Origin of the sequence: Actinomadura madurae (assembly GCF_900115095.1) — a bacterium.
GTDB lineage: Bacteria > Actinomycetota > Actinomycetes > Streptosporangiales > Streptosporangiaceae > Spirillospora > Spirillospora madurae.
Genome location: NZ_FOVH01000016.1, coordinates 103,414 through 127,772, shown reverse-complemented (window position 1 = coordinate 127,772; position 24,359 = coordinate 103,414). Strand labels below are relative to the sequence as shown.

Annotated in this window: 19 protein-coding genes and 1 pseudogene; 8 read left to right on the top strand and 12 right to left on the bottom strand. The window is 68.4% G+C overall.

What is annotated here, in order from left to right; translation table 11 throughout:
• Positions 1-13: 13 nt before the first annotated feature.
• From BM339_RS35670 to BM339_RS35625, 10 genes are all read right to left on the bottom strand, one after another.
• Positions 14-1,261 (bottom strand): acyl-CoA dehydrogenase family protein, encoded by a 1,248-nt coding sequence (locus BM339_RS35670; RefSeq protein WP_075023746.1) that lies wholly within the window; start codon positions 1,259-1,261, stop codon positions 14-16.
• Between the two features lie 13 nt (positions 1,262-1,274).
• Positions 1,275-2,465, bottom strand: coding sequence for an acyl-CoA dehydrogenase family protein (locus BM339_RS35665; protein ID WP_075023745.1), 1,191 nt, complete (start codon positions 2,463-2,465; stop codon positions 1,275-1,277).
• A gap of 15 nt (positions 2,466-2,480) precedes the next feature.
• Positions 2,481-3,467 (bottom strand): 5-oxoprolinase subunit C family protein, encoded by a 987-nt coding sequence (locus BM339_RS35660; protein WP_075023744.1) that lies wholly within the window; start codon positions 3,465-3,467, stop codon positions 2,481-2,483.
• On the bottom strand, positions 3,464-4,366 hold the full coding sequence (locus tag BM339_RS35655; RefSeq protein ID WP_075023743.1) for a 5-oxoprolinase subunit B family protein: 903 nt from the start codon (positions 4,364-4,366) through the stop codon (positions 3,464-3,466). The genes BM339_RS35660 and BM339_RS35655 overlap by 4 nt, the downstream gene beginning before the upstream one ends.
• A gap of 3 nt (positions 4,367-4,369) precedes the next feature.
• The gene (locus BM339_RS35650; RefSeq protein ID WP_075023742.1) at positions 4,370-5,140 is read right to left on the bottom strand and encodes a LamB/YcsF family protein; all 771 of its coding nucleotides are present in this window, start codon (positions 5,138-5,140) and stop codon (positions 4,370-4,372) included.
• Positions 5,140-6,528, bottom strand: coding sequence for an aspartate aminotransferase family protein (locus BM339_RS35645; RefSeq protein WP_218163842.1), 1,389 nt, complete (start codon positions 6,526-6,528; stop codon positions 5,140-5,142). The genes BM339_RS35650 and BM339_RS35645 overlap by 1 nt, the downstream gene beginning before the upstream one ends.
• Positions 6,525-7,589 (bottom strand): phosphotransferase, encoded by a 1,065-nt coding sequence (locus tag BM339_RS35640; protein WP_083598341.1) that lies wholly within the window; start codon positions 7,587-7,589, stop codon positions 6,525-6,527. Before BM339_RS35640 ends, BM339_RS35645 begins: the two co-directional genes overlap by 4 nt.
• Positions 7,574-8,332, bottom strand: coding sequence for an SDR family NAD(P)-dependent oxidoreductase (locus BM339_RS35635; protein ID WP_218163841.1), 759 nt, complete (start codon positions 8,330-8,332; stop codon positions 7,574-7,576). The genes BM339_RS35640 and BM339_RS35635 overlap by 16 nt, the downstream gene beginning before the upstream one ends.
• Before the next feature lie 52 nt (positions 8,333-8,384).
• Positions 8,385-9,809, bottom strand: a complete 1,425-nt coding sequence (locus BM339_RS35630) for an APC family permease (RefSeq protein ID WP_075023740.1) — start codon at positions 9,807-9,809, stop codon at positions 8,385-8,387.
• A gap of 426 nt (positions 9,810-10,235) precedes the next feature.
• Positions 10,236-10,847, bottom strand: a complete 612-nt coding sequence (locus BM339_RS35625; protein WP_033329711.1) for a TetR/AcrR family transcriptional regulator — start codon at positions 10,845-10,847, stop codon at positions 10,236-10,238.
• Positions 10,848-11,087: 240 nt separating this feature from the next.
• On the opposite strand from BM339_RS35625, the gene BM339_RS35620 reads away from it, so the two are divergent.
• From BM339_RS35620 to BM339_RS35605, 4 genes are all read left to right on the top strand, one after another.
• A complete protein-coding gene (locus BM339_RS35620) occupies positions 11,088-12,311 on the top strand; it encodes an alpha/beta hydrolase (protein ID WP_075023739.1) in 1,224 nt (407 codons plus the stop codon).
• 77 nt (positions 12,312-12,388) lie between these two features.
• Entirely contained in the window at positions 12,389-14,065 is a 1,677-nt protein-coding gene (locus tag BM339_RS35615) for a long-chain fatty acid--CoA ligase (RefSeq protein ID WP_218163840.1), read from the top strand.
• Positions 14,065-15,087, top strand: a complete 1,023-nt coding sequence (locus BM339_RS35610) for a CaiB/BaiF CoA transferase family protein (RefSeq protein ID WP_075023738.1) — start codon at positions 14,065-14,067, stop codon at positions 15,085-15,087. Before BM339_RS35615 ends, BM339_RS35610 begins: the two co-directional genes overlap by 1 nt.
• 79 nt (positions 15,088-15,166) lie before the next feature.
• Entirely contained in the window at positions 15,167-16,348 is a 1,182-nt protein-coding gene (locus tag BM339_RS35605) for a thiolase family protein (RefSeq protein WP_075023737.1), read from the top strand.
• A 71-nt stretch (positions 16,349-16,419) separates the two neighbouring features.
• Here the strand turns inward: BM339_RS35605 and BM339_RS51920 are convergent, their stop codons facing one another.
• Positions 16,420-16,935, bottom strand: a complete 516-nt coding sequence (locus BM339_RS51920; protein ID WP_256255640.1) for a LysR family transcriptional regulator substrate-binding protein — start codon at positions 16,933-16,935, stop codon at positions 16,420-16,422.
• 197 nt (positions 16,936-17,132) lie between these two features.
• Positions 17,133-17,306 (bottom strand): annotated as a pseudogene (locus BM339_RS52765) (LysR family transcriptional regulator); the annotation flags it as partial.
• A gap of 109 nt (positions 17,307-17,415) precedes the next feature.
• Here BM339_RS52765 and BM339_RS35590 point away from each other — a divergent pair.
• Genes BM339_RS35590 through BM339_RS48130 form a run of 4 tightly spaced genes read left to right on the top strand, consistent with a single transcriptional unit; the run spans position 17,416 to position 24,358 of the window.
• On the top strand, positions 17,416-19,230 hold the full coding sequence (locus tag BM339_RS35590; protein ID WP_256255629.1) for a hydantoinase B/oxoprolinase family protein: 1,815 nt from the start codon (positions 17,416-17,418) through the stop codon (positions 19,228-19,230).
• Between the two features lie 5 nt (positions 19,231-19,235).
• Positions 19,236-21,335 (top strand): hydantoinase/oxoprolinase family protein, encoded by a 2,100-nt coding sequence (locus BM339_RS35585; protein WP_075023796.1) that lies wholly within the window; start codon positions 19,236-19,238, stop codon positions 21,333-21,335.
• Positions 21,336-21,375: 40 nt separating this feature from the next.
• Positions 21,376-22,677, top strand: coding sequence for an MFS transporter (locus BM339_RS35580; protein ID WP_075023795.1), 1,302 nt, complete (start codon positions 21,376-21,378; stop codon positions 22,675-22,677).
• Positions 22,678-22,726: 49 nt separating this feature from the next.
• Entirely contained in the window at positions 22,727-24,358 is a 1,632-nt protein-coding gene (locus tag BM339_RS48130; RefSeq protein ID WP_083598339.1) for a dihydroxyacetone kinase subunit DhaK, read from the top strand.
• Position 24,359 lies beyond the last annotated feature (1 nt).

The window sequence follows — 24,359 nt, the reverse complement described above, 5'->3', positions numbered from 1 at the left end:
GGGTCCTCCTGATTCATCGGTCGTGTCTTCGGGCCGGACCGTCAGTCGTGGCACGCCCGGGCCCGGCCCGGCCGATTTCGCGCCACGGTCGCGTGGAAGGAGCCGGCAGACCGAGGATTTGGGCCAGCCGCCCGCGATGTTCCGCGGGCGTGCCGAACATGAGCTGAGAGGTCTTCGCTCGTTTCAGATGGACGTGGGCGATGTGTTCCCACGTGAAGCCGATTCCACCGTGCACCTGGATCATCGCCCGGGCGACCTCGACGTAGGTGTCGGAGCAGACCGCGGCGGCCAGGTGAGCCAGGACGGGCAGTTCGGTCGAGCCGGCCTCGGCGGCCGTCAGCGCCTCCGCCAGGACGGCCTCGGCGCCTCGCACCGCCACGAGGAGATCGGCGCAGCGATGCTTGAGCGCCTGGAAGGATCCCAGGGGGCGTCCGAACTGCACCCGCTGACGGAGGTGATCGACAGTCGTCTCGAGGGCGCCTCGCGCCCCGCCGAGCTGCTCCGCGGACAGCAGGAGCGCGGCGCACAGGGACAGCCTCTCGGCGCCCTCCATGCCGGGGGAGACCTCGCCGAGCGGGACGGCCGGCACCGCGTTGAACTCGATGTCCGCCATGGGACGGGTCATGTCCATCGTCACCAGCGGTTCACGCAGCATGCCAGGTGCCGGGGAAGCGGGCAGGAAAAGCGCGGGCCCCGACCGCGTCTCGGCCAGGACGAGGATCGTGTCGGCGCCGGCTCCGTCGATGACGAAGCGCGCGGTGCCGTTCAGCGACCAAGACACCCCGGGCGATTCCGCGGGCTCGGCGCGTACCCCGAACGACAGCGGTCCGCGCTCTGACAGTCCGGCGACGGTGCAGCGATTCGCCCCGGAGGCCAGTCCGGAAAGAACCTGCGACCGGCCTTCCTCGTCACCCAGTTCCAGCAACGCCGCGGCGGCTATCTGCCCGGACAGAAACGGCACGCCGGTCAGCGCCCTGCCGGTCTCCTCGAGCACCACGCCGAGCTCCTGCCAGCCGTAGCCCATGCCGCCGAAGCGTTCGGGAATCCGAATGGCGGGCAATGCCAGTTGCGTGTAGATCGCGGTGAGCACCGCCGGGTCGTAGCCCGGATCGGTCTCGAGCCAGTAGACGATCTGAGAGGGAGAAGTATGTTTCACGAAGAAGTCGCGCACCGACGCCCGTAGTTCCGCGCGTTCCTCGTCGGAAACGCTCGGGCGGCGGGCGGCGGTATCGATGTCGCCGTCGTGTGAGTAGGTGTTCATTCTTCCTGCTCCTCTATCCGCGCGGCACGTCCGTCCATGGGCGGTTCTTGTCCACGCGGGGTTCCGGAGGAAGACCCAGGACGCGTTCGCCGATCACGGTGCGCTGGATCTCCGACGTCCCGCCCTCGATCGAATTGGCGAGGCTTCGCAGGAAGGCGCGTCGCGGGTCCGAGCTTCCGTGGACCGTGGAATGCCCGGGCCGGGTCAGCGCGAAGCTGTCGTACAGCACTCCGTCCAGGCCCATCAGGTCGATGCAGAGGTCGTAGACGGCCTGGTTCAATTCCGCCATCTGCAGTTTGACCACGGATCCATCCGGCCCCGCGGCGAGATCCGAACGGGAGCGCCCCATGTGGGCGCTCATCAGGCGATTCGTCTCGGTACGGCACCACAGTCGGATGAGCCGGTCGTAAAGCTCCGGCTCGACGTATCCGCCGCCGTCGATCGCCTGCCGGTAGAGGGCGACCGCCTGACCGATCGGGCCGGTCCCCCGGTCGGCGACCACGTCACCGAGAGTGGATCGTTCGTTGGACAAAGTCGTGAGCGCGACCGTCCACCCGCTGCCGACCGCGCCCAGGCGCGCCGTGTCAGGCACCCGGACGTCGGTGAGGTAGACCTCGTTGAACTCCGCCTCCCCCGTCAGTTGGCGAAGGGCCCGCACGTCGACGCCCGGAAGGGACATGTCGAGCAGGAAGTAGGTCAGTCCTCGGTGTTTCGGCAGCGTGGGATCGGTGCGGGCCAGGAGCAGCCCGTAGCGTGCAACGTGCCCCAAGCTCGTCCATACCTTCTGGCCGGAAACGATCCAGCCGTCACCATCGCGCACCGCGCGGGTGGCCATCGCCGCCAAGTCAGATCCCGCCTCCGGCTCGGAGAACAGCTGGCACCAGACGTGCTCGCCGCTGAAGAGCGGCCGAAGCAGCCGTTTCTGGGCGGCCGTGCCATGCGCATGAATGGTGGGGGCGGCCATGCCCAGTCCGATGAGATTGCGGTCGCGCCAGTCGGCGCAGCCGGCCTCCCGGAATCGGGCGTCGACCATCGGCTGAAGGCTCGGAGCCAGTCCGAGGCCGCCGAGGCCGGGGTCGAAGTGAACCATCGCCAGTCCCGCGTCGAAACGGGCCTCGCGAAACCGGCGGTCGTCTGTTCGGCTCACCGGATACGCCCGCAGAAAATTGTCGATCCGTTCGTCGAGTGCTTCTGGTGATGTCATTTTCGCTCCGCGCTGTCAGAACATGAACAATAGGTTGACATTGGTCGCGGCGTCGCGCAGTCGTCGGCGATACTCTTTCCGCGCCGCGACGGCGGCGTCGAGATCGACGGATTCGAAGCGGATGAGGTCAGGGGCTTTCAGTTGCGCGAGCCGGTCGATGTCGGAGGAGATGACGGTGCCCAGCGTCGCGTAGCCGCCGCCGGTGACGGCATCCCGCATGAGGCAGATGGCCTGGTCTCCGTTCGGTGCTTGGATCGAACCGACGGGGTATCCGAGATCCACGACGTTGCTGGGGTTGTCGCCCGCCCCGAACGGCTGTGCACGTTCCACGAACGAGAGACGAGGGCCATCGAGACGGTATCCGGTGCGGTCGGACACCGAGGTGACCGTGAACGTCTCGGTGAAGAATTCATGGAGGGATTCACGGGTGAAGCGATAATTGCAGAGCCCTTCGACGACACGAACGCCGGTCTGTGCGCTCAGCGCCGGACGCAGCCGCCGGTCGATCGATGCCCCGATCCGGCCCGGTGCCGAAGTCTCGCGGCCCGATCGCAGAATGTCGCCTGCCTTGAGCGGTTCTCCGGACAGGCCGCCGATTCTCGAAGAGGTATAGGTCGAGCGACTTTCCAGGAAAGGCGGAGAGTCTATGCCGCCGCGGATCGCCAGGTACGCTCGGGCGCCGGTTCGGAGGATTCCGATTCTGACGACCTGCTCGGGGGATACGGCGTGGCTGGTCCAGGCCTCCACCGGGTGATCGTCGATAGAGATGTCGACGTCCCCGCCCGTCACGGCGATCAGGGAGGCCTCCTTGAAGTGGAGTGCCGGCCCGGTCATCGTCGACTCGAGCGTCGCCGCGCCGGCCGAGTTGCCGACCAGCAGGTTGGCGCACCGATGTGAGAACTGGTCCAGCGCGCCGGACGGCGGCAGGCCCATGGCGAAGTGGCCGGGCCGGCCGAGATCCTGGATGGTGGTGTGCAGCCCCGGGGTAACGACCGATATCACGACACCAGTCCCTTCAAAGACTGTGCGTACTCGCACGGCGCCGCGGTGAACTTCTCCAGCGAGAACTCCACCGGGTGACGCTTGACGGCATAGCGGTCGCATTCGACCCGGTGCTGAATGTCGTCATATTCCGTGCGATCGATCGACCGGAACTGGATCAGCGTCGATATGGGACTGAGCACCCGCGACGACGTGAACTCCCGGGACCGCTGGTACAGGTCGACGACGGGAACGGCGGAACGCCCCAGTAGCTGGTAACCACCGACCCCGTCCACCGGATAGATCACGCTGAACGCGCCGCCGTGCGCCACCGCACGAGAGGGCGTCTCGGTACGCGGGCTCAGGTACTTGGGCGCTTCGATCTGCCGATCACGGGCGACGAGCTGGTACGACTCGGCGTTGCCCGGCTTGAAGCATGGAAAGGTCACGATGAACGGCGCGCGGGTGTGTGCGTCGACAAGGTCCCGGATGCTGCCGAAGCCGTTGATCCGGGCCACGAACTCGATATCGGTCTCCGACGGCGACTGATGCCCGGAGCGGAATCGCAGGCATACGTCTTTCGTCCATGGATCGTCGTAGTACACGGGTACTTCAACGATCTGCGTCGTGACGCTCGGATCCGAGCCGTCATCATGACCGTGCAACTCGCTGACGGCCGCCAACACGTCCCGTGGATGCGAGACATCCGGATCCAGGCGAATCATGTAACTCGTGTTCGCCGGCGCGATGTCGACGATGCCGAGCATTCCGAGTTCCGCGATTCGCGCGACGATCGCCTGTACGCGCAGTGCCGCCTCCAGGCTCATCGCCTCAGCGATCTCGACGAAGATGTACTCGTCACCGCCGAAGCTCGCGCGGCTGCCATCCGGGAACGGGTGATAAATGGCCGATGCATCCATGCGTCACCTGGCCGACGCATCTGCGGTCGCCGGCTGAACGGTGATGCCCGCCTCGGTGAGCCGGCGGTGGACGGCCGCGGCGATGTCGACGGCGTTGGGGCGGTCGCCGTGAACGCAGATCGACCGGACGGGCATCGGAATGGTCCGGCCTGTCGTCGTGACGGCGTGGCCCGCGGCGGCCGCGAGCGCGATCTGGGCCACGCGGTCCGGGTCTTTGGCCGCGGGCCGGGGCTCGATGATGTTGAGCCCGTCGTCGTCGAAGCCGAGGTCGACCGCGTTCTCGGGGATGACGGGGTGACCGGCCGCTTCGACCGCGTCGAGGGCCGGGGACGGGGCCAGCATCAACGGGAGGTCCAGCCCCGCGCGGTGGACCGCCGCGGCGATGGCGGTGGCCAGGTCCGGATTCCGGCAGACCGCTCCCATGAGGGCGCCGTGCGGTTTGAGGTGGCGCAACCGTACGCCTTCGGTCGCCGCGATCGCTGCCAGGGACCCGACCTGGTAGACGACATAGTCGGTCGTCTCCTCGATGGAGACGGCCATGGCCCTGCGGCCGAACCCGAGTTTGTCGGGGTATCCGGGGTGCGCGCCCACGGCGACCCCCGCGTCCCTCGCCGCCCGAACGGCGGCGTGCATCGTCGTGGGATCACCCGCGTGAAATCCGCATGCGATATTGGTGCTCGACACGTACCGGAACAGATGTGCGTCCTCGCCCAGGTGCCATCGCCCGTAGCTCTCACCCGCGTCGGCATTGACATCTATTCGGTGTGCGGTCATCAGCGACCTCCGTGTGTCGCCGCGGCGGACGGTGTGCGCCGCAGAACCGAGGTGAGCGTGCCGACGAGCCGGTCGACATGGCCGCGCCGGAACGTCAGCGGGGGGCGGATCTTGAGGACGTTTCCGCCCGGTCCTGATGCCGAGATGAGCACGCCGTCGCGTCGTACCTCGTTGACGACCGTCCGCGCGATATCGGCGTCGGCGGCCGAAGGCCCATCAGGACCGCAGATCTCTATTCCGTAGAACATTCCGACGCCTCGTACTTGGGCGACGGCGCCGATGTCGGTGAGGGATTCCCGCAGGGATCGACGCAGGTAGTCGCCGATCGTCCGCGCACGGTCAACGAGGTCTTCTTCTTTGATGACGGCCAGCACCGCCCCTGTGGCCGCCATTGCCGCGGTGCTTCCGCCGAAGGTGTTGAAATATCGCACCGCCGCCGCGAACTCGCGTCCCACTTCCTCGCGCAACACGACGCCGGCAACGGGATACCCGTTTCCCATGGGCTTGCCGAGCGTGACGATGTCCGGCTCGAACCGGTGGCGCTGGAAACCCCACCAGCCGTCCCCGGTGCGGCCGAACCCCGCTTGCACCTCGTCGGCGATGACGAGGCCGCCGGCCCGGCGCACCTCGTCGGCGATCGCCCCCAGCGTGGGCGTCGGATGGGTGAACACGCCGTCGGACGAGAAGACGCTGTCGGCGATGAACGCGCTCACGCCATGTCCGTGACGGTGCAGGTCCTCGGCTGCCATACGCGTGTTCGCCCGGAGGACGTCCTCCAGACTCTCGTCGCCGCCGACGAGCCGAGGATCGGGCGGGTCGATGAGCCGTACATGGGAACTCGGCGGCGAGCCGGTGCCGAGAGAGGGAGAGAACGCCGCGACGCCGGACGTGACGCCATGATATGCGTGTTTTGTTGCGATCAACCCCGTGGCGCCGGTGTGGTAGTTGGCGATGCGCACGGCGAGATCGTTCGCTTCCGAGCCGCTGCACGTGTACGTGACGCGATTCAGCGCGCCGGGAAACGTCGCCAGAAGCTCCTCGGACGTTTCCAGGATCCTGCTCTGCAGGTATCGCGTATTCGTGTTCAGGATGCCGAGTTGCCGCGACACGGCCTCCACGACCTTCGGATGGCAGTGCCCGATCTGCGCGACATTGTTGTACGCGTCGAGGTACTCGATGCCGTCCCGGCCGTACAGGAACACATCTCGTGCGTGTGACACCTCGATCGGGTCGGCGTAGAAGAGTTGGTAGCCGGGGCCGAGCAGGTCGCTGCGGCGATCGAGCATGCTGATGATGTCCGGCGGTTGCCCGGCCCGGTCCGCGGCCTGGAAGCCGTTGACCATTCCGACGGGGCTGACGGCGTGGTTGCGCCCGGATGACGACGTCATCTCGATTCTCCGTACGACTGTGTCCGACACTCGCGCGAGCCAGCATTTGAGAAATGAGCCGTCGCGATTTCGATGGTCTCCAGCCCGGCTTCGATGTTGGGCCAGTCGCTGCGTGCGTGTCCCAGGACGTACTCGGCCCGAACCGGGTCATTCTGTGCACGCGACTCCGAGAGCAAGGCGCGCTGGAGGCTGCGCGCCACCGCCGCCACCGCGAGCGCCTCGCGGTGGTGCCGTGGCAGTGGCCGCACTTTGAGGAATCCGGTGACATGCCGTGCTCCCGCCGACCAAGGATCGGCCATGCGGTGGTCGAGCAGATTGGACAGCGCGATGGCCAGATCGAAGACCACGGGCCCGTGGTGCAGGTCGCCGAAGTCGACGACACCCGTGACGAATCCGGGGGTCGACGGATCGGCGAGAACGTTGTACACGCTGAAATCCCCATGAACGACCTGCCGGGCGAATTCGTTCGCGAGCGGCATGACCGTGCACTCGAAGCACCGCATGACCCGACGCGCCAGCTCCCGATGAGCCCGATCCGCCAGCCCATCGGCCAGTTCCGCCAACGCCGGCAATTCCGCCAGGTCCCAGATGAGGCGCCGTCGCTCCCGAGTGTGATGAAAGCGCGCGAGTGCCCGCGTGACCTCGCCGTGGACCTCGCCCACGCGCTCCGCCTGACCGAAGGTCATTCGATGCGAAGCGAGGTCGCTCCCCGGAAGGAACCGCATGACATGGACGATCCGGGCCGGCTGATCGTCACCCGCCGCCGGCAGGATCGTGGCCGGTGCCCGGCCGAGCGTGCGGCGGATCCGGGGAACCGGCAGACAGGTCGTGCGAGCGAGGTGTGTGATCGCCGAGATCTGCAGGTCGATCGACTCGAACGGCTCAGCCGGCGGGCTCACCTTGACCAGGAACGCCTCATCGGCCGCGCGAAGCCGGAACGTGTCGTCGCGCTCGGAACCCAGGCGATCCCAGGCCCCTTCGAGCCCGTACTCGCGGGCAAGGAGCGCTGCCAGGCCGGTCGGCGGATGTGCGGTGTCTTCCACGTTCAGTTCGCGATCCATCCGCCGTCGATGAGGAGGCTCGAACCGTGGATGTAGGAGGCAGCCGGGGAGGCCAGGAAAACGACCGCGGGCGCTATGTCCTGAACCTCGCCGATACGTCCGGCCGGCGTCGCGTCGAGCATCTGCCGCTCGTACGCCGGGTCGGCGAAGAGGTGCGCGTTGATACTGGTACGGACGTTGCCCGGCGCGACCGCGTTGACGCGGATGCCGCGGGGGGACAGCTCCGCGGTGAGCGCCTTGACCAGCAGTTCGACCGCGCCCTTGGTCGCACAGTACGCGCTGGAGTTGGGGAATCCGGCGTAGCCGCAGATGGACGATACGAAGATGATCGAAGCGCCCTCGTTCATGCGGGTGACGGCGGTGCGGGCCAGCCGGAACGGGGCCCGCACGTTCACGTTCCACTGCTCGTCGAGGATCTGGTCCGTCGTCTCACCGAAGGGTGTCGGGGTGAAGATGCCCGCGGCGTTGACCAGGACATCGATCCCGCCGAACTTCTTGACGGCATGATCGACGATCTCGTCCGGCGCCGAAGCGCCGGTCACGTCGACGCTCAGATGGCCGACGGCGTCGCGATCGCCGGAGATCGAACGGGCGCAGGAATCCAGACGTGATGCGTCGCGCCCCACCAGGAGCACATTCGCGCCGGCGGCGTGCATCTCTCGCGCGATCTGCGCACCGATACCCGAGCTGGCCCCTGTGACGACGGCGGTCTTGCCCCGCAGCGCTGAAGGAATGGTGGTCACTGTCTATCGTCCTATCGGTGTCGACTTCGTGAGAGGGCTGGACCGGGCACGGCTATTCGGTGAGGTAGTTCTCCAGCCTGATGTCAGGGCTGCGGCGTATGGCGAACGCTCCGTACGCGGCGCCGACGACGAGGATCAGCGGCATCGCGACGATGTACGGGGAGTCGCTTCCGGTGACGTCCTCGTAATTGGCCACGATGATTCCGCCGACGATGAGAAGTCCGGTGCCGGCGATGGCCGGTGCGATCCTGGTCGACCACATCGAGCCGGACACGGTGCCGCGCAGAGAGGACACGATGACGCTCAGGCAGCACCCGGCCATCACATAGATGGTGGCGAGCGAGGTGACGCCGGAAACCGTCGGGAAGAGATTGAGCAGGGGGTCCAGCCCGGCCACCGCGAACAGCGCTATGACGGACAGGGACAGCACGACCTGCAGTTGCGTGGCGTTCGCGGGCGTGCCGTACCGGTGATGGATGCGTGCGAGGCGGGTGGGAAGCAGTCCCGCTCTCGACAGAGAGAAGTGGTAGCGCGCCGCCATGTTGTGGAATGCGGTCGCCGCGGCCAGGAAGCTGAGCACGATGCACACCGCGATGAGCGACCCCGCCCACTCGCCCAGATACTCGTCGGCGGCGGCTGTGACGAGCGCTCCGGGGTCGGCCGCGGCCAGCGCGGTCACGTCGTCGAATGCCGCGATGAAGCTCCACGTCGCGACGAAGAACAGGGCGACCAGCAGTCCGAGTGCCAGGTAGGTCGCCGTGCGGATGCTCTTGGCCGGCGCCTCGCACTCCTCGCCGTAGATGGCGGCGGCCTCGTAGCTCGCGAACGAGAGCAGGCAGAAGACCAGGGTGAGTGCGAAGTTCCCGCTGAACATCGAGTCCGGTGAGAGGCCGTCCAGGGTGAAGGAGCCGGACCGGCGCAGCAGCACCGCGATGATCAGCGCGCCGACCAGTGCGAACTGGGCGATGCAGATCGCGGTCGCGAGTCGTGCTGCGATCGACACCCCGAAGTGGCCGGCCGCCCAGACCACGGCGAGGGCGGCGAGCGTGTACCAGTACCAGGCGAGGTCGAGGCTCAGGTACTGGCTGACCGTGACTTTGGCGAAGTATCCGGTCGCGGCGACCATCGCGATGGTGGCCATGTTGTAGGCGATGCCGGCTATGAACGCCGTCGCGGCCCCGACCGTACGGCCCAGCCCGTACGCCATGAAGGCGAAGTACGCCCCGGCGTTGACGACATGCCTGCTCAGGACGACGTAGCCGGCGGTGAACACGAACAGGAGCGCCGCCACCACGAGGATCCAGCCGAGCGTTCCGATTCCCGCGCCGATCCCGATGCTCAGCGCGAAGTTCGATGCCATCGCGGTCAGCGGCGCCGTCCCCGCGATGACCATGAACAGCATTCCGACGACGCCGATCGTCCCTCGTCGCAGTTGCCGGTCGGTGGTGCTCGTTCGAGTGTCCTCGAGCCCTGTCATGTCGGGTCTCCCATTGTTCGTCGCTCCGTCGTGGACGTCGCCCGCCGCGGTGTGGTTCGCCGGGGGACCCCGTGCTGTGGGCGTGTCGCCTCAGGGCCGTCAGGAGATCGTGGGTGGATTCGCTGAGCCGATGAATCGCGAGGTCACCGCGAGACGGAACGGGATCGTCTCGCCGTGATGGCAGAGTAAGTCCTCATGTGCGGCTTCGCAAGGGTCGGGATCGGCCGACGCGTGCCCGGGCGGGCCGCGCGGCTCCGGCCGACACCGCGGAGGTGGGCCGCGCGTCGCGGTACCGGGCGATCGTCCGGCACCCGCGACGGCAGGTGGATGGGCACACTCCGGACGGATCCGGCGTTCTCTCCGAGATGGACTTCAGGGAGGGAAGGGCCCGGCTTTCAAGCCGGGCCCGGCGCGGTCAGGCCCGAGCTATCGGGTCGCCCCGCGCAGAACGTCAAGAACAGATTGGACGACGTTTTCGCGCAGCGCCGGCGACGAGCTCTGCCGGCGGCCGCACACTCTCCAGAAAAGGGGACCTGCCAGCAGATCGAGGGCGTACTCGATGTCAGCGTCGGCGTCCACTTCCCCGGTACTGATCCGTTCCTCCAGCACCCTGCGATAGTGAGTCCGGCGGATCAGGCCGATGCGCGTTGTCAACGCTTCGCCGAGGTCCGGATTGCGCAGCGCCTCGGCCAGGAGGTCGGGCAGGATTCGCCGATTCATGTCATCGCTCAGCCAGTTGTCGACCGACTCGACCAGCAACGTCACGACGGTCCGCAGATCGTGCGAAGTCCGCACGTCCGCTATGGGAACGCTGACACTTGAGACCGCGTCCAGGACCATTTCCTGCTTGGAGGGCCAGCGCCGGTAGAGCGCGCTCTTGCCCGCTCTCGCCCTTCGGGCGACTCCGTCCATGGACAGCTGCCCGAAGCCCACCTCGGCGAGTTCGCTGAGTACCGCCTCGGTGATGGCGACCGTCAATTCGGGGCTGAGGTTGGAGCTCGACCGTCTGGAGGCAGGAGTAGATGATCGCTTGCTCACGCCTAGGAACCTACCAGGCACTCGCGCGGTGATGTACCACCCCGATGCGCTCCGCCGCCCCGGTCGGCGACGGTCGGTGCCGGCCCGTGAGCATTCGCAGCGCGTGGCGGGGACTGGACGTGGCGAGCGGGCTCGCGCTACCTTGCGGGCGAGACGGTACGGTACCGTCTCGTGTGCTGGGTCTGGATCCGACGTCCGGGGCAGCGCTCTGCCGGCCGACTGGATCACGAAGGTGGCGACATGGCTCACTTCTTCAAGAAAGACACGCAGTTCGAGTTCGAGTTCATGCGGACAATGGGTCAGACTTCCTACGGCGCGGCAGAGATCGGTGAGTGTCTGGCCACCGCGGCACGGATAGTCGACGGCGACTACGACAGCTGGCACGACGAGTGGTTCGACACCGCGCAGTGGCTGTTCGATCGCACTGCCGGAACCGAGTCCCAGCACAAGGTTTCGGCGCGTGATGCGTACCTGCGTTGTGCGAACTATTACCGGACGGCGGAGTTCTTCCTCCATGGATCCCCGGGAGATCCGCGGATTCATCGCACGTCGAAGATGTCGGTCGAAAGCTTCCACCGCGCCGCAAGACTGCACGATCCCGAGATCGAGACAGTGGAGATCCCCTACGGCACTGGACATTTGCCGGCCTACTTCTTCCGCGCCGCCGGCGAATCGTCCACCCCCAAGCCGACGGTGGTCATCCACAACGGATTCGACGGCACCGCCGAAGAGATCTACTCGTTCGGTGGAAGAGCCGGCCACGACCGGGGCTACCACGTTCTCGCCTTCGAGGGGCCCGGCCAGGGGCAGGTCATCCGGTCCCAGGGCCTGACGTTCCGTCCCGACTGGGAGCACGTCGTCGGTCCGGTCGTCGACTACCTCGAGACCCGCGACGAGGTGGACGCCGAGCGCATCGCGCTGATCGGGATCAGCATGGGAGGCGCACTCGCCCCTCGCGCGGCGGCGTTCGAGCGGCGTCTGGCCGCCGTGGTCGCCTGGGACGGCGTCTACGACATGAGCACCGTCGCGCTGGACTTCGTCCTCGGAGAGCTCCCCGACCCGCGGGAGGTTCTCCTCGACCGGCTCGGCGCCGAGTCCGACGTGGAACTGGACGAATACATCCAGCGGCGGATCTCGGAGAGCGGCACGGCCCGCTGGTTCTTCGACCACGGAAGCTGGGTGATGGGCACCGAGTCCCCGCGCATGCTGCTGAGGCGGATCTGCGACTTCAACGTCCGGGACGGTGTCGCGGAACAGATCACGTGTCCCGTCCTGGTCCTGGAGGCCGACGAGGACATGGCCCTCGGCGGGCAGCCGGCGCAGCTCGTCCAGCATCTCACTGCCCCGCACGCCCACCACGTCTTCACGGCCCGGCGCGGCGGCGAGTTGCACAACCAGGTCGATGTCATGCGCTACGCGTCCTCGGTGATCTACGACTGGCTGGACACGGTCCTGCACTCGTGACGAAACGCGAGCGGCCCGGGCGCACACCGGATCGGCCGCTCTGTGACGTCCGGTCGGTATCCAGAGAAGGAGGGATGATGCAACCAGGCATGATGCAGGACCGTCCACTGGTCCTCTCAGACCTGTTGGAGCGGATGGAGGTCCGGTTCCGCGGCAAGCGGGTGGTGACCACGCAGACCGGAAGGGTTCTCGAGGCGACCTTCGGGGAGATCGCGCATCGCGTACGTCGCCTTGCCGCTGTTCTCGATGCCCTCGGCGTGCCGGCCGGCGCACGCGTCGGCACTTTCGGCTGGAACACCCAGCGTCACCTCGAACTGTACGTCGCGGTTCCGTCCACGGGCCGGATTCTGCACACGATCAACCACCGGTTGTTCAGCGAGCAGCTCGCCTTCATCGTCGACGACGCGGCGGACGACGTCCTGTTCGTCGATCGGTCCCTGCTGCCGGTCGTCTGGCCGCTCGTCGAGTCGTTCCGCACGGTCCGCTTCGTCGTGGTCATGGACGACGGCGACCCCGCGGAGATCCCGGACGACCCGCGCGTCCGCGACTACGAGCGGTTGCTCGCCGAAGCGGTGCCCGTCACCGATGACGGGTTTCCCGTCCACGACGAACGAACCGCTGCCGCCCTCTGCTACACCTCCGGCACGACCGGTCTGCCAAAGGGGGTCCTCTACGACCACCGGTCGATCCTCTTGCACGCGTTGATGCTGCAGACCGCCGACGCGTTCGCGCTCAGCGAGTCCGACGTCATCCTGCCGGTGGTGCCGATGTTCCACGTCAACGCGTGGGGCCTTCCCTACGCGGCGCTCATGTGCGGCGCGGAGTTGGTCATGCCCGGCACCGCGACCGCGCCGGCCGAACTGGTGAAACAGATCGAACGCCATCGTGTGACGTTCACCGCGGCGGTGACGACGGTCTGGCGTGGAGCGCTCCCGCATCTCGACGGGCACGACCTGTCGAGTCTGCGTCACATCGTGTGCGGCGGCGGCGCGGTACCGCTGTCGCTCTCCCGTGCGTACGACGAGGCGATCGGTCAGCCGCTGCGCAACGGGTGGGGGATGACCGAGACCAGCCCGGTCGCGACGAGTGCCTATGTGTCCGACCGCGCAGCCCGCGACCGCGACCGCGAACCGGAGGCACTGGCGCGCCCGGGGGTCGCGCTGCCGCTGGTCCGGCTGCGCGTGGTGGACGACAAGGGCAGGGCGCTGCCCTGGGACGGCAGATCCGCGGGCGAACTGCAGGTCGCCGGCGCCACGGTCGCCGCCGCCTACTACGGGCGATCCGGAGAGCGGGCGGCCGGGTCCTTCACCGAGGACGGCTGGCTGCGCACCGGCGACGTCGCCACCATCGCCCCCGACGGGCAGCTCCGCATCGTCGACCGCACCAAGGACCTCGTCAAGTCGGGCGGCGAGTGGATCTCCTCGGTCGAGCTCGAGAACGAGATCATGAGTCATCCCGACGTCATCGAGGCCGCCGTCATCGCGGTGCCCGACGAGAAATGGGACGAGCGTCCCCTCGCCTGTGTCGTCACCGTGCCGGGCGCCTCCCTGTCCGAGCACGACGTCCAGGAGTACCTGCGAGGACGAGTCGCCAGGTGGTGGGTCCCCGAACAGGTGCTGCTGATCGACGAAATCCCCAAGACCGCCACGGGGAAGTTCTCCAAGGCCGCGTTGCGTGAGGCCGTGGTGAACGGCGCGATCGGACGGGAGACCCGCGGCCTCGACGCTGCTCAGCGGATGGGACAACGCCAGTGATGGAAGGTCCGCTCGCAGGTGTGCGAGTGGTCGAACTCGCCGGCATCGGCCCCGGCCCGTTCGGCGCGATGGTGCTCGCCGATCTGGGAGCCGAGGTCGTACGGATCGACCGGCCCGGCGGGCATCCCGCCGCCTGGGGGCGCGTGAAGGCTTTCGGCCGCGGCAAACGCACGCTGGAGATCGACCTCAAGAGCGCCGCCGGCGTGGCCGAGGTGCTCGAGCTCGTCGCCGGGTCCGACGCCCTGATCGAGGGCTACCGCCCCGGGACCGCGGAGCGGCTCGGGCTCGGCCCGGCCGAGTGCCTGGCCCGCAACCCGGCGCTCGTCTACGGGCGGATGACCGGTTGGGGCCAGGAGGGCCCCTACAGCGCCACCGCCGGCCACGACATCAACTTCCTCGCGGTCAGCGGCGTCCTGCATGCGATCGGGCGCGAGGGCGAGCGGCCGGTTCCCCCGCTGAACCTGCTCGGCGACTTCGGCGGCGGCGGGATGCTGCTCGCCCTCGGACTGGTCGCCGCCGTCTTCGCCGCCCGTCGCGACGGCCGCGGCCAGGTGGTCGACGCGGCGATCCTCGACGGTACGGCGCTGCTCGGCACGGTGATCCACGACTTCCTCGCCGAAGGCGGCTGGGCCGACCGGGCCGGCGTCAACCTGCTCGACGGCGGCGCGCCCTTCTACGACACCTACACCTGCGCCGACGGCCTCTTCGTCGCGGTGGGGGCGCTTGAGCCGGCCTTCTACGCCGCTCTCGTCGAGAGGCTCGGCCTGCAGGGCGAGGTGGCGCCTGCCGGCCGGCACCTCGACCCCGGGAACTGGCCGACGATCCGGGCCCGGCTGACCGAAACCTTCGCCACCCGCACCCGCGACGAGTGGGCCGCCTTCTTCGCTGACGGTGACTGCTGCGTCTCGCCGGTCCTCTCTCTGCGCGAAGCGCCGGCGGACGCTCACAACCGTGCCCGAGGGGTCTTCCGCGAGCGCGACGGCCGCACCGAGCCGGCGCCGGCGCCGCGGTTCAGCGGCTGATCACGTCCCAACCGAGCACGGCGATGCCCGCCGGACCAATCCTCAGACGATCCATGACAGGCAACGGACGGAGAGCGAGATGCGGAACGGGAAAGGGAAGCTCGGCGGCCGCGAGGTCGTGATCGTGGAGGCGGTCCGCACACCGATCGGACGCGGACACCCCGAGAAGGGCTACTACAAGGATCTCCACCCGTCCAACCTCCTCGCCAGGACCTACGCGGAACTGATCTCGCGGACCGGGATCGACCCGATGGAGGTCGGCGATGTGATCGCGGGCTGCGTCCAGCAGTTCGGCACCCAGACGATGAACATCGGCCGCAACGCCTGGCTGGAGGCCGGCCTGCCCGAGGAGGTCCCGGCGACCACGGTCGACCGCCAGTGCGGCTCGGCCCAGCAGGCGGTGAACTTCGCGGCCACCCTCATCGCCTCCGGCGCCCACGACGCGGCGATCGGCGGCGGGGTCGAGCACATGGGCAGGAACTCGTTCGCCGTGGCGGGCGAGGTCGTGGCCGAGCACGGCTCGCCCTACTCGTCCGAGCTGCTCGAACGCCACGACCTGGTCTCGCAGGGCCTCGCGGCCGAAATGATCGCCGACGGGTGGGGAATCCCCCGGCCCGAGCTGGACGAGATCGGGCTGCGCTCGCAGCGACTGGCGCGGCGGGCGACCGACGAGGGCCGCTTCGCGCGCGAGATGATCCCCTACCGGGTCGGCGGCCACACCCACGTCACCGATCAGGGCCTTCGCGAGACGACCCTCGAAGGACTGGCGCGGCTGCGGCCCGCGTTCCGGGAAGACGGCAGGATCACCGCCGGGAACTCCTCGCAGGTCTCCGACGGCGCCGCCGCGGTGCTCTTGATGACCCGTGAGAAGGCCGAGGCCCTCGGGCTGAGGCCGCGTGCGCGGATCTACGACATCACCACTGTCGGGACCGACCCGGTGACCATGCTGACCGGCCCGATCCCGGCCACGCGCAAGCTGCTCGACCGCAACGGAATGAAGATCGACGACATCGACCTGATCGAGATCAACGAGGCGTTCGCCTCGGTCGTCGCGGCCTGGCGGCGCGAGATCGGACCCGACATGGACAGGGTCAACGTGAACGGCGGCGCGATAGCGCTCGGCCACCCGCTCGGCTCGACCGGTGCTCGGCTGATCACCACCCTGCTGCACGAGATGGAGCGCTCCGACGGGGAGATGGGCCTGGTGACCATGTGCTGCGGCGGCGGCCTCGGGACGGGAACGCTGATCCAGCGGGTCTAGGCGTGGTGTCGGTCGGGTGATGGGTGGCCTGTCGCTCGATCTGTGTGGCCTGCCGCTCCTTTGGAGCCTGCTCATTCTGGTGTCGACGTTCTGATGTGGTGAAGGAAGGCGGCGGCGGCCGGTGCGAGGTGTCGGCTTTCACGCCAGATCAGGGACAGCGGCGGCCTTATCGGCGGGTCGAACGGGATGCTCCAGATGGGCTGGAAGGCGAGAGCGACGAAGCCCCGGGGGATGATGCCGAGCCCGAGGCCATGGGCGATCAGGCCGAGCAGGACCGATACCTCGTTGGACTCGATGACGATGTTGGGCACCACACTGGCTTCTCGCAGGACGGTATCGGCGGCATCGCGCAGTCCGGCGCCTTTGCGGAAGCTGATGAGGTCCATGCCGTCGAGGGCATGGGCCGGTGCGGTGTCGTAGTGCTCGAAGGGATGCCCCGGCGGCCCGGCGAGGACGAGGTGGTCGTGGTCGACGACCACGCCGGTGGTCCCGTGGGGGAGCTGGAGTGGGTCGATCGACACCACGGCGAGGTCGATGGTGTCCTGCTGGACCATGGAGACCAGTTCCTGCCTGGTCCCCTCGCGCAGCCTGACACACGTACGCCCGGGTAGCGGCGACGGAAGCCGGCCAAGATCCCGGGCAGGTCGAGTGACGCGGTGGGCAGGGTCGAGCCGAAGGTCACCTCTCCGACGGTGTGGCCCCGAAGGCTGGACAGTTCGTCCCGTGCCGCGGCCACTTCGGCGAGGATTTTGACCGCCCGCGCGGCGAACAATTCGCCCGCCGGTGTGGGAAGGATCTTGGGTCGCTCCCGCCGGAGCAACTGAACGCCCATGTCTCGTTCGAGCTTGGAGACGTGGTGGGAGACGGCGGACTGCGCGATGTGCAGCCGGGACGCCGCTTTCGTAAAAGAACCCTCGTTGAGGATGGTCACCAAGTATTCGAGCTGCCGCAGTTCCATCTCATCTCGCGATCGTCACGTGCTCGAATCTGTCATCGACAGATGCTGGATTGGGCGGGCATGCTACTCCGCATCAGCTACCTGCGACAACAGCGAGGAGTGACCGATCTTGTCCGTCAAGTCACCGTCCGCGGCAGGCGTCATCAACGCGGCAGATGCGTCCGAAATCGATCCGATCACACTCGAGGTCGTGCGCAGCGGACTCGATTCGCTGGCCGACCAGATGGCGCTGACCGTGTCGCACACCGCCTATTCGGGAATCGTCCGCGACGTCCTGGATTTCTCCACCGCTTTCTGTGACGTCACGGGCGAGATGATCGCCCAGGGCCTCACCTTGGTCTGCCATCTGGGTTCGTTTCCCGCCGCGGTGAAGTCGGTGCTGACCAAGTTCAGCGGGTGCATCCACCCCGGCGACATCTACATCATGAACGATCCCTATTCCTCGGGCGGTATCCACCTGCCCGACATCTTCATCATCAAGCCGGTCTTCGTCGCCGACCGGCTCGAAGGCTTCGTCGGCGCCGTCGCTCACCAGATCGATGTCGGCGGCGCGGTGCCCGGCAGCCAGTGCACGGGGGCCACGGAGATCTTCCAGGAGGGGCTCATGATCCCCACCATGAAGCTGTACGAGCGGGGCGAGGCGAACGAGGCGGTTTTCGACTTCCTGCGGACGAACGTGCGGATCCCGTACAAGGTGCTCGGCGACGTCCGGGCCGAGATAGCGGCCGTCAACGTGGGGGAGCGCGAGTACAAGGTGCTGGCCGGGCGCTACGGGCCCGATGTCGTCCGCCGGTGCACGCGCAGCCTGCTGGACCTGAGCGAGCGCATCGCCCGCTCGGACATCCGCGAGATGCCGGACGGCGTCTACTCCCACACGAGCTACATCGACGGGGACGCCGTGCTCGACGAGCCGGTGGTCATCAAGGCCGAGGTCACCATCGAGGGTGACGAGATCACGATCGACCTGACCGGGAGCTCGCCGCAGGTGGCGGCGGGAGTCAACTCGCCCATCGCGTTCACCGAATCCACCGCGCGTGGGGCCGTCCGTACGCTGCTGAGCGCCGATGTCCCCAACGCGGCAGGGTACTTCCGGGCGATCCACGTGCTGACCAAGGCGGGAACGGTCGTCCGCCCCGTACTGCCCGCCGCCTGCGCGGTGCGCGGCATCACCGGGGCCCGGATCATGGACTGCGTGCTCGGGGCGCTCGCCCAGGCCGTTCCCGAACGCGTGCCGGCGGACGGAGAAGGCGGCAACACCTGCATCTGCATCGGTGGCGAGGCCGCGCCGGGCGACGAGCGCTTCATCTACGCGGACGCGTTCGCGGGGGCGCGCGGGGGAGCACCGTGGGGGGACGGTGTCGAGGGAATGCCGCACTCGTACGCCAACATCGCCAACACGCCGGTCGAGCTCATCGAGCACGACCACCCGCTGCGCGTGGAGCGTTACGCCATCATCCCCGACTCCGCCGGAGCGGGTATGCATCGTGGGGCCCTCTCCCAGGTCCGTTCCATCCGGATGCTCGCCCAGGCCGGCACCATGGAGATTCGCTCGGACAAGCGGACGCATCTCCCGTACGGGCTGCAAGGAGGGTCGCCCGGCACCCCGTCCGTCAACATCCTGCACCGCGACGGCGCCGAGATGGTCCTGCCGACGCTGGTCAGCAAGCAGATCCTGCGAAAGGACGACGTGGTCGTCCAGGTCCTCGCAGGCGGCGGAGGCTGGGGCGACCCCCTCGATCGGGATGTCGCCGCCGTTGAGCACGACGTCCAGCAGGACAAGATCACCCCGGCGAAGGCGTCCGCCGACTACGGAGTCGTCGTCGATCAGGAGACCGGGGAGGCGGACGGGGAGGCCACGGCGCACCTGCGGGCTCGCCTGCGTACGGAACGGCAGCAGGGCGCCGGCGAGCTGGACGGGGTGTGATGACGATGCCCGGAACGAACACCGGCCCGTACCGAGTCGGCGCCGACATCGGCGGAACATTCACCGATCTGGTTCTCAGCGGCCCCGACGGCATCGTCACGACGGCGAAGGTGCTGTCCACTCCGGATGAATACGGCCGGGGAATCATCAGCGGGCTGAACCAGATGCTCGATACCTCGGGCGTACCCGCGCAGGAGATCTCGGGCATCGTCCACGGGACGACGGTGGTCACGAACGCACTGCTGGAGAACCAGGGCGCCCGCACCGCCCTGATCACGACCCATGGGTTCAGAGACGTGCTGGAGCTGCGGCGGCTTCGGGTTCCGCAGCTCTACAACCTCGCGCACCGACCGCCCCGGCCGATCGTCGATCGGCGCCTGCGCTACGAGATAACGGAGCGGATCGCCGCCGACGGGACGGTGATCGAGCCGCTGGACGTGGCGGCGCTGCGGCGCATCGCCGACGAGCTCGCGATGATGCAGGTCGGCTCCGTCGCCGTGTGCCTGCTGCACTCGTACAAGAACCCGGTCCACGAACGGGCCGCGGCCGAGATCATCCGCGAACGCCTGCCCGATGTGTACCTGTCGCTCTCGGTCGACGTGCTCCCGGAGATCCGTGAGTACGAGCGGACCAGCACCACGGTCGTGAACGCCTTCGTCGGACCGATCGTCAAGAACTACCTCACTGCCCTGCGCCGCAGCCTGGACGGCGTCGGCGTCCCCGCCCCGCTGCTGATCATGCAGTCCAGCGGCGGGGTGATGTCGGCGTCGCTCGCCGCCGAGAAGCCCGCCCACATGGTGGAGTCCGGCCCCGCCGCGGGCGTGATCGCTGCACAGGTGATGGGCGGCCGCAGCCGGCTGACCCGGCTCATCGCCTTCGACATGGGCGGTACGACCGCGAAGGCCTCCTTGATCGAGGACGCCGAGGTCAGCCGGACCACCGAGTACGAGGTGGGCGCGTCCATGAACCATGCGACGCCGTTCGTCACCGGCACCGGGCACGCGCTGAAACTGCCCATGATCGACATTGCCGAGGTGGGCTCGGGCGGCGGCAGCATCGCCACGGTCGACCGCAGCGGGAGCCTGAAGGTCGGCCCGCGCAGCGCCGGCTCCGTCCCCGGGCCCGCCTGCTATGGCCGCGGCGGGTCCGCGCCGACGGTGACGGACGCGAACGTGGTGCTCGGCTACATCAACCCGGGCCAGCTCGCCGGCGGCAACCTCACCTTGCGGCCGGAACTCGCGGAGGACGTGCTGAACGAGCACGTGGCGCGGCCGCTCGGGCTCTCTGTGCACCAAGCGGCGTACGGCATCCATACCGTGGTCAACGCGAGCATGATCCGGGCGATCAAGTCGGTGTCAACGAACCGCGGCCGGGACCCGCGCGATTTCGCGCTGTTCGCCTTCGGGGGCAACGGGGCGGTGCACGCGGCCGCGATCGCCCAGGAGATGGGCATAAGGCAGGTCATCGTGCCGCCGCGCACCGGCGTGCTTTCCGCCGTCGGCCTGCTCGAGGCCGGCATCGAACACCATTTCGTGCAGACGTTCATACACGCAACCGCGGCCGTGCCGCTCGACCGTCTCGACGCCGCCTTCGCCGCACTGGAGCAACGCGCCATGCGCGCGATGGGCAGGGAGAGCACCGCGCAACCAGGTGAAGAGCGGCTGCAGTATCTCGCCGATGTCCGCTACATCGGCCAAGCGCACGAGATAACAGTTCCATTCGCCCGGCGGCCGACCCTCCACGAGCATGTGGCCGCCCTTGAGGAGGACTTCGCCCGCGAGCATGAACGCACGTACGGTCATCGCAGCCCGGACGTGCCGACGGAATTCTTCAACCTCCGCGTCATCGCAAGCGTGGAAGAGCCGCGCGCACCGGTGCTGTCACAGGTACCGCAGATCGCCGACCCCCGTGGCCGGCGCCGGGCCTACTTCGGACCCGCGCTGGGACTGCTCCCCACACCCGTGGTGACCAGGTCGGCCGTGGGCGCGGAACGCACGTCGGGCCCGCTGATCGTCGAAGAGCAGGACGCGACCGTGGTCGTCCCGCCCGGGTGTTCGGTGTCGCGGGACTCCTACGCCAACCTGATCATCGAAATCGCCGGATGACGAACAGCATCAAGACGGGAATCACGTCATGGTCCAGCAGATGGAAAATGAGCATGACCGAAATGAAGTGAAGCCGGCGGCGCTCCGCAAGGCGATATTCGGCGGCGCCATCGGAAACGCCGTGGAATGGTTCGACTACACGGTCTACGGCTATCTGGCCGTCGTCATCGGTGGCGTCTTCTTCCCCTCCGACAACCCCACGGCCTCGCTGCTGGCCAGCTTCGCGGTCTTCGCGATCGCGTTCGCCGTCCGGCCGCTCGGCGGCTTCTTCTTCGGCTCGCTGGGCGACCGGATGGGCCGCCAGCGGACCCTGGCGACGGTCGTGCTGCTCATGTCCGGCGCGACGTTCGCCGTGGGGCTGCTCCCCGGCCATTCGACGATCGGCATCCTCGCTCCCGTCCTGCTCGTCGCGCTGCGACTGCTGCAGGGCTTCTCGGCCGGGGGAGAGGTGCCCGGTGGCGCGTCCCTGCTCGCGGAGTACGCCCCGCCGGGCCGCCGGGGATTCGTCACCTGCCTGCTCCAGGCGGGGTCGGGGCTGGGCATCGGGCTGAGCGCCGTGACGGTGCTCATCCTCAACTCCTCCCTCTCCGAATCCGCCATGGAGTCCTGGGGATGGCGCGTCCCCTTCCTGCTGGCCGGCCCTATCGGCGTCATCGGCCTCTACATAAGGCTGCGCCTGGAGGACACTCCGGACTTCCTGGCCTTGAAAGAGGCAGGCGAGACCTCCGAGGCGCCGTTGACCGAGGCCATCAGCGGTTACTGGCGACGCATCATCCGCGTCATCGGACTCACATTGGTGCAGGTCGTCAGTTTCTACATCGTGCTGGTCTACGCGCAAACGTACTTCACCGGCCAGCTGGGGTTCAGCTCCACCACCGCGTCCGTCTCGGTCATCCTGACCCTGGTGGTCCAGGTCGCGCTCATTCCCGTCATGGGAGTGGTGTCCGACCGCATCGGCCGCAGGCCGGTGCTCGCCGGGGCGAGCCTGGGCTTCGCGGTGCTGACCTATCCGATGTTCGTGCTGATGAACACGGGTGCTCTGGGGGCGGCGATGGCAGGCCTCCTGGTGCTCGCCGTGCTGCTGGCGGTGTTCCAGGGCGCGGCGATGGCCACCCTGACGGAACTGTTCCCCACCCGGGTCCGCTACGCCGGTTTCAGCGTCGGCTACAACGTCTCCACCGCTCTGTTCGGCGGGACGACACCGTATCTCGCCGCATATCTGATCTCCACCACCGACGACCATTTCGCGCCGGGCTATTACCTGATCGTCGCGGCCGTCGTCAGCCTCATCTCCGCGCTGACGCTCACCGAAACCGCCAAGACGCCCCTGTCCGCAACCTGATTCGGAGACCTCGGTGCGTGAATTCACAGTGCATACAGTCGTCCGGACCATGGCCGAAGCAGCCTTGAAGTATCGGGACGAGTGGAATGAACTCGACGCCGCGGCAGGCGACGGCGACTTCGGCACCACCATGGCCCGGGGATTCGGCGCGGTCCTCGACGAATGGGAGGAACTGGCCACCCGGCCGGAAGGCGCGCTCCTGCGCGCCGTGGCGGAGAAGCTCAGCCGCGCGATGGGCGCGAGCAGCGGCCCGCTGCTCGCGGCGTCGTTCCAGCGGGCGGGCGAGGCATGGGAAGCGGCCGAGGGGGTGACCGGCGCGCTCGATGCCGCCGTGGCTGCCATCGCGGATCGCGGCGGGGCGCGCGTCGGAGACAAGACGCTCCTCGACGCCCTGGTGCCCGCCGTCGACGCCGTGACCAGCGCGTACGGCGCCGGTGAGACCCGCCCCGCGAGGCTGGCCGAGGCGGCCGCCGCCGCGGCGCGGACCGGGGCGGCCGCCACGGCGGGAATCGCCGCCCGCCGCGGCCGCGCCGCATATGTCGGAGACCGCGGCATCGGCACGGTGGATCCCGGCGCGGCGGCGGTCGCCGTCCTCGCGACCGAGGTGGCGGCATTGGCCGGCGGAGACTCCCCGCCGCCGGCGCGGAAGGTGACCGAGCCCGCGCCGGTGCCCGAACCCCCGGCCGCAAAGCACCTGGTCAATGACCCGGCCGACGCGGTGGACGACGCGCTGAGCGGGTTCGCCCTGGCTCACCCGGACATGATCACGTGGGACCGGGCGCGCCGGATCGTCGTGCGCGCCGCCCCCGGCGCCGGACGGGTCGGCGTGGTCTCCGGCGGGGGCTCGGGCCATGAGCCGATGCATGTCGGTTTCGTCGGCCCCGGGATGCTGACGGCGGTGGCGCCCGGTCCCGTCTTCGCCTCACCCACGGTCCACCAGATTCTCGACGCGACGCTCGCCGCGGACTCCGGCGCGGGGGTGCTGCACCTGGTCAAGAACTACACCGGCGACGTCATGAACTTCGCGATGGCCGCGGAGCGCGCGGCGGAGCGAGGAGTGGCGGTCCGGACCGTCATCGTCATGGACGACGCGGCGACCCGCGACGTGGCGTCGGAGGTCGGTCCGCGCGGAACGGGGGCGACCGTGCTGGCCGAGAAGATGGCCGGCGCCAAGGCGGAGTCGGGCGGCCGTCTCGACGAGGTCGCCGCGGTCGCCCAGCGAGCGGTGGACCAGGCGGCGAGCTTCGGTGTCGCCCTCGGGTCCTGCACGCCGCCCGGCGGGGAGCGTCTCCTCGACCTCGGCGGCGACGAGATCGAGATCGGTGTGGGCATTCACGGCGAGCCCGGCATGCGGCGAAGCGCCATCGCCCCGGCCGGGAAGATCGTCGAGGAGGCGGCGCGAACCCTGCTGGACTGCTTGCCGGTGACGCCGGGCGACGAACTGCTCGCGTTCGTGTCGGGTCTCGGTGGGACACCCCTGCTCGAGCAGTACCTCGCCTATGCCGAGCTGGAGAGCGCGCTGGGCAGGGCGGGCCACCGGATCAGCCGCCGCCTGGTCGGGCCGTACCTCACCGCTCTCGACATGCCGGGGGTCGTGATCACCCTGCTGCGGCTGGATGACGAACTGACCGGGCTGTGGGACGCTCCAGTCTGCACGCCGGGGCTGCGGTGGGGCGGATGAG

Excerpts from the sequence above, each read along its gene's own strand:
- BM339_RS35670 (WP_075023746.1), bottom strand. The coding sequence starts at position 1,261 with ATGAACACCTACTCACACGACGGCGACATCGATACCGCCGCCCGCCGC.
- BM339_RS35665 (WP_075023745.1), bottom strand. The coding sequence starts at position 2,465 with ATGACATCACCAGAAGCACTCGACGAACGGATCGACAATTTTCTGCGG.
- BM339_RS35655 (WP_075023743.1), bottom strand. The coding sequence starts at position 4,366 with ATGGATGCATCGGCCATTTATCACCCGTTCCCGGATGGCAGCCGCGCG.
- BM339_RS35650 (WP_075023742.1), bottom strand. The coding sequence starts at position 5,140 with ATGACCGCACACCGAATAGATGTCAATGCCGACGCGGGTGAGAGCTAC.
- BM339_RS35645 (WP_218163842.1), bottom strand. The coding sequence starts at position 6,528 with ATGACGTCGTCATCCGGGCGCAACCACGCCGTCAGCCCCGTCGGAATG.
- BM339_RS35640 (WP_083598341.1), bottom strand. The coding sequence starts at position 7,589 with ATGGATCGCGAACTGAACGTGGAAGACACCGCACATCCGCCGACCGGC.
- BM339_RS35630 (WP_075023740.1), bottom strand. The coding sequence starts at position 9,809 with ATGACAGGGCTCGAGGACACTCGAACGAGCACCACCGACCGGCAACTG.
- BM339_RS35620 (WP_075023739.1), top strand. The coding sequence starts at position 11,088 with ATGGCTCACTTCTTCAAGAAAGACACGCAGTTCGAGTTCGAGTTCATG.
- BM339_RS35615 (WP_218163840.1), top strand. The coding sequence starts at position 12,389 with ATGCAACCAGGCATGATGCAGGACCGTCCACTGGTCCTCTCAGACCTG.
- BM339_RS35610 (WP_075023738.1), top strand. The coding sequence starts at position 14,065 with ATGGAAGGTCCGCTCGCAGGTGTGCGAGTGGTCGAACTCGCCGGCATC.
- BM339_RS35605 (WP_075023737.1), top strand. The coding sequence starts at position 15,167 with ATGCGGAACGGGAAAGGGAAGCTCGGCGGCCGCGAGGTCGTGATCGTG.
- BM339_RS35585 (WP_075023796.1), top strand. The coding sequence starts at position 19,236 with ATGCCCGGAACGAACACCGGCCCGTACCGAGTCGGCGCCGACATCGGC.
- BM339_RS35580 (WP_075023795.1), top strand. The coding sequence starts at position 21,376 with ATGGAAAATGAGCATGACCGAAATGAAGTGAAGCCGGCGGCGCTCCGC.
- BM339_RS48130 (WP_083598339.1), top strand. The coding sequence starts at position 22,727 with ATGGCCGAAGCAGCCTTGAAGTATCGGGACGAGTGGAATGAACTCGAC.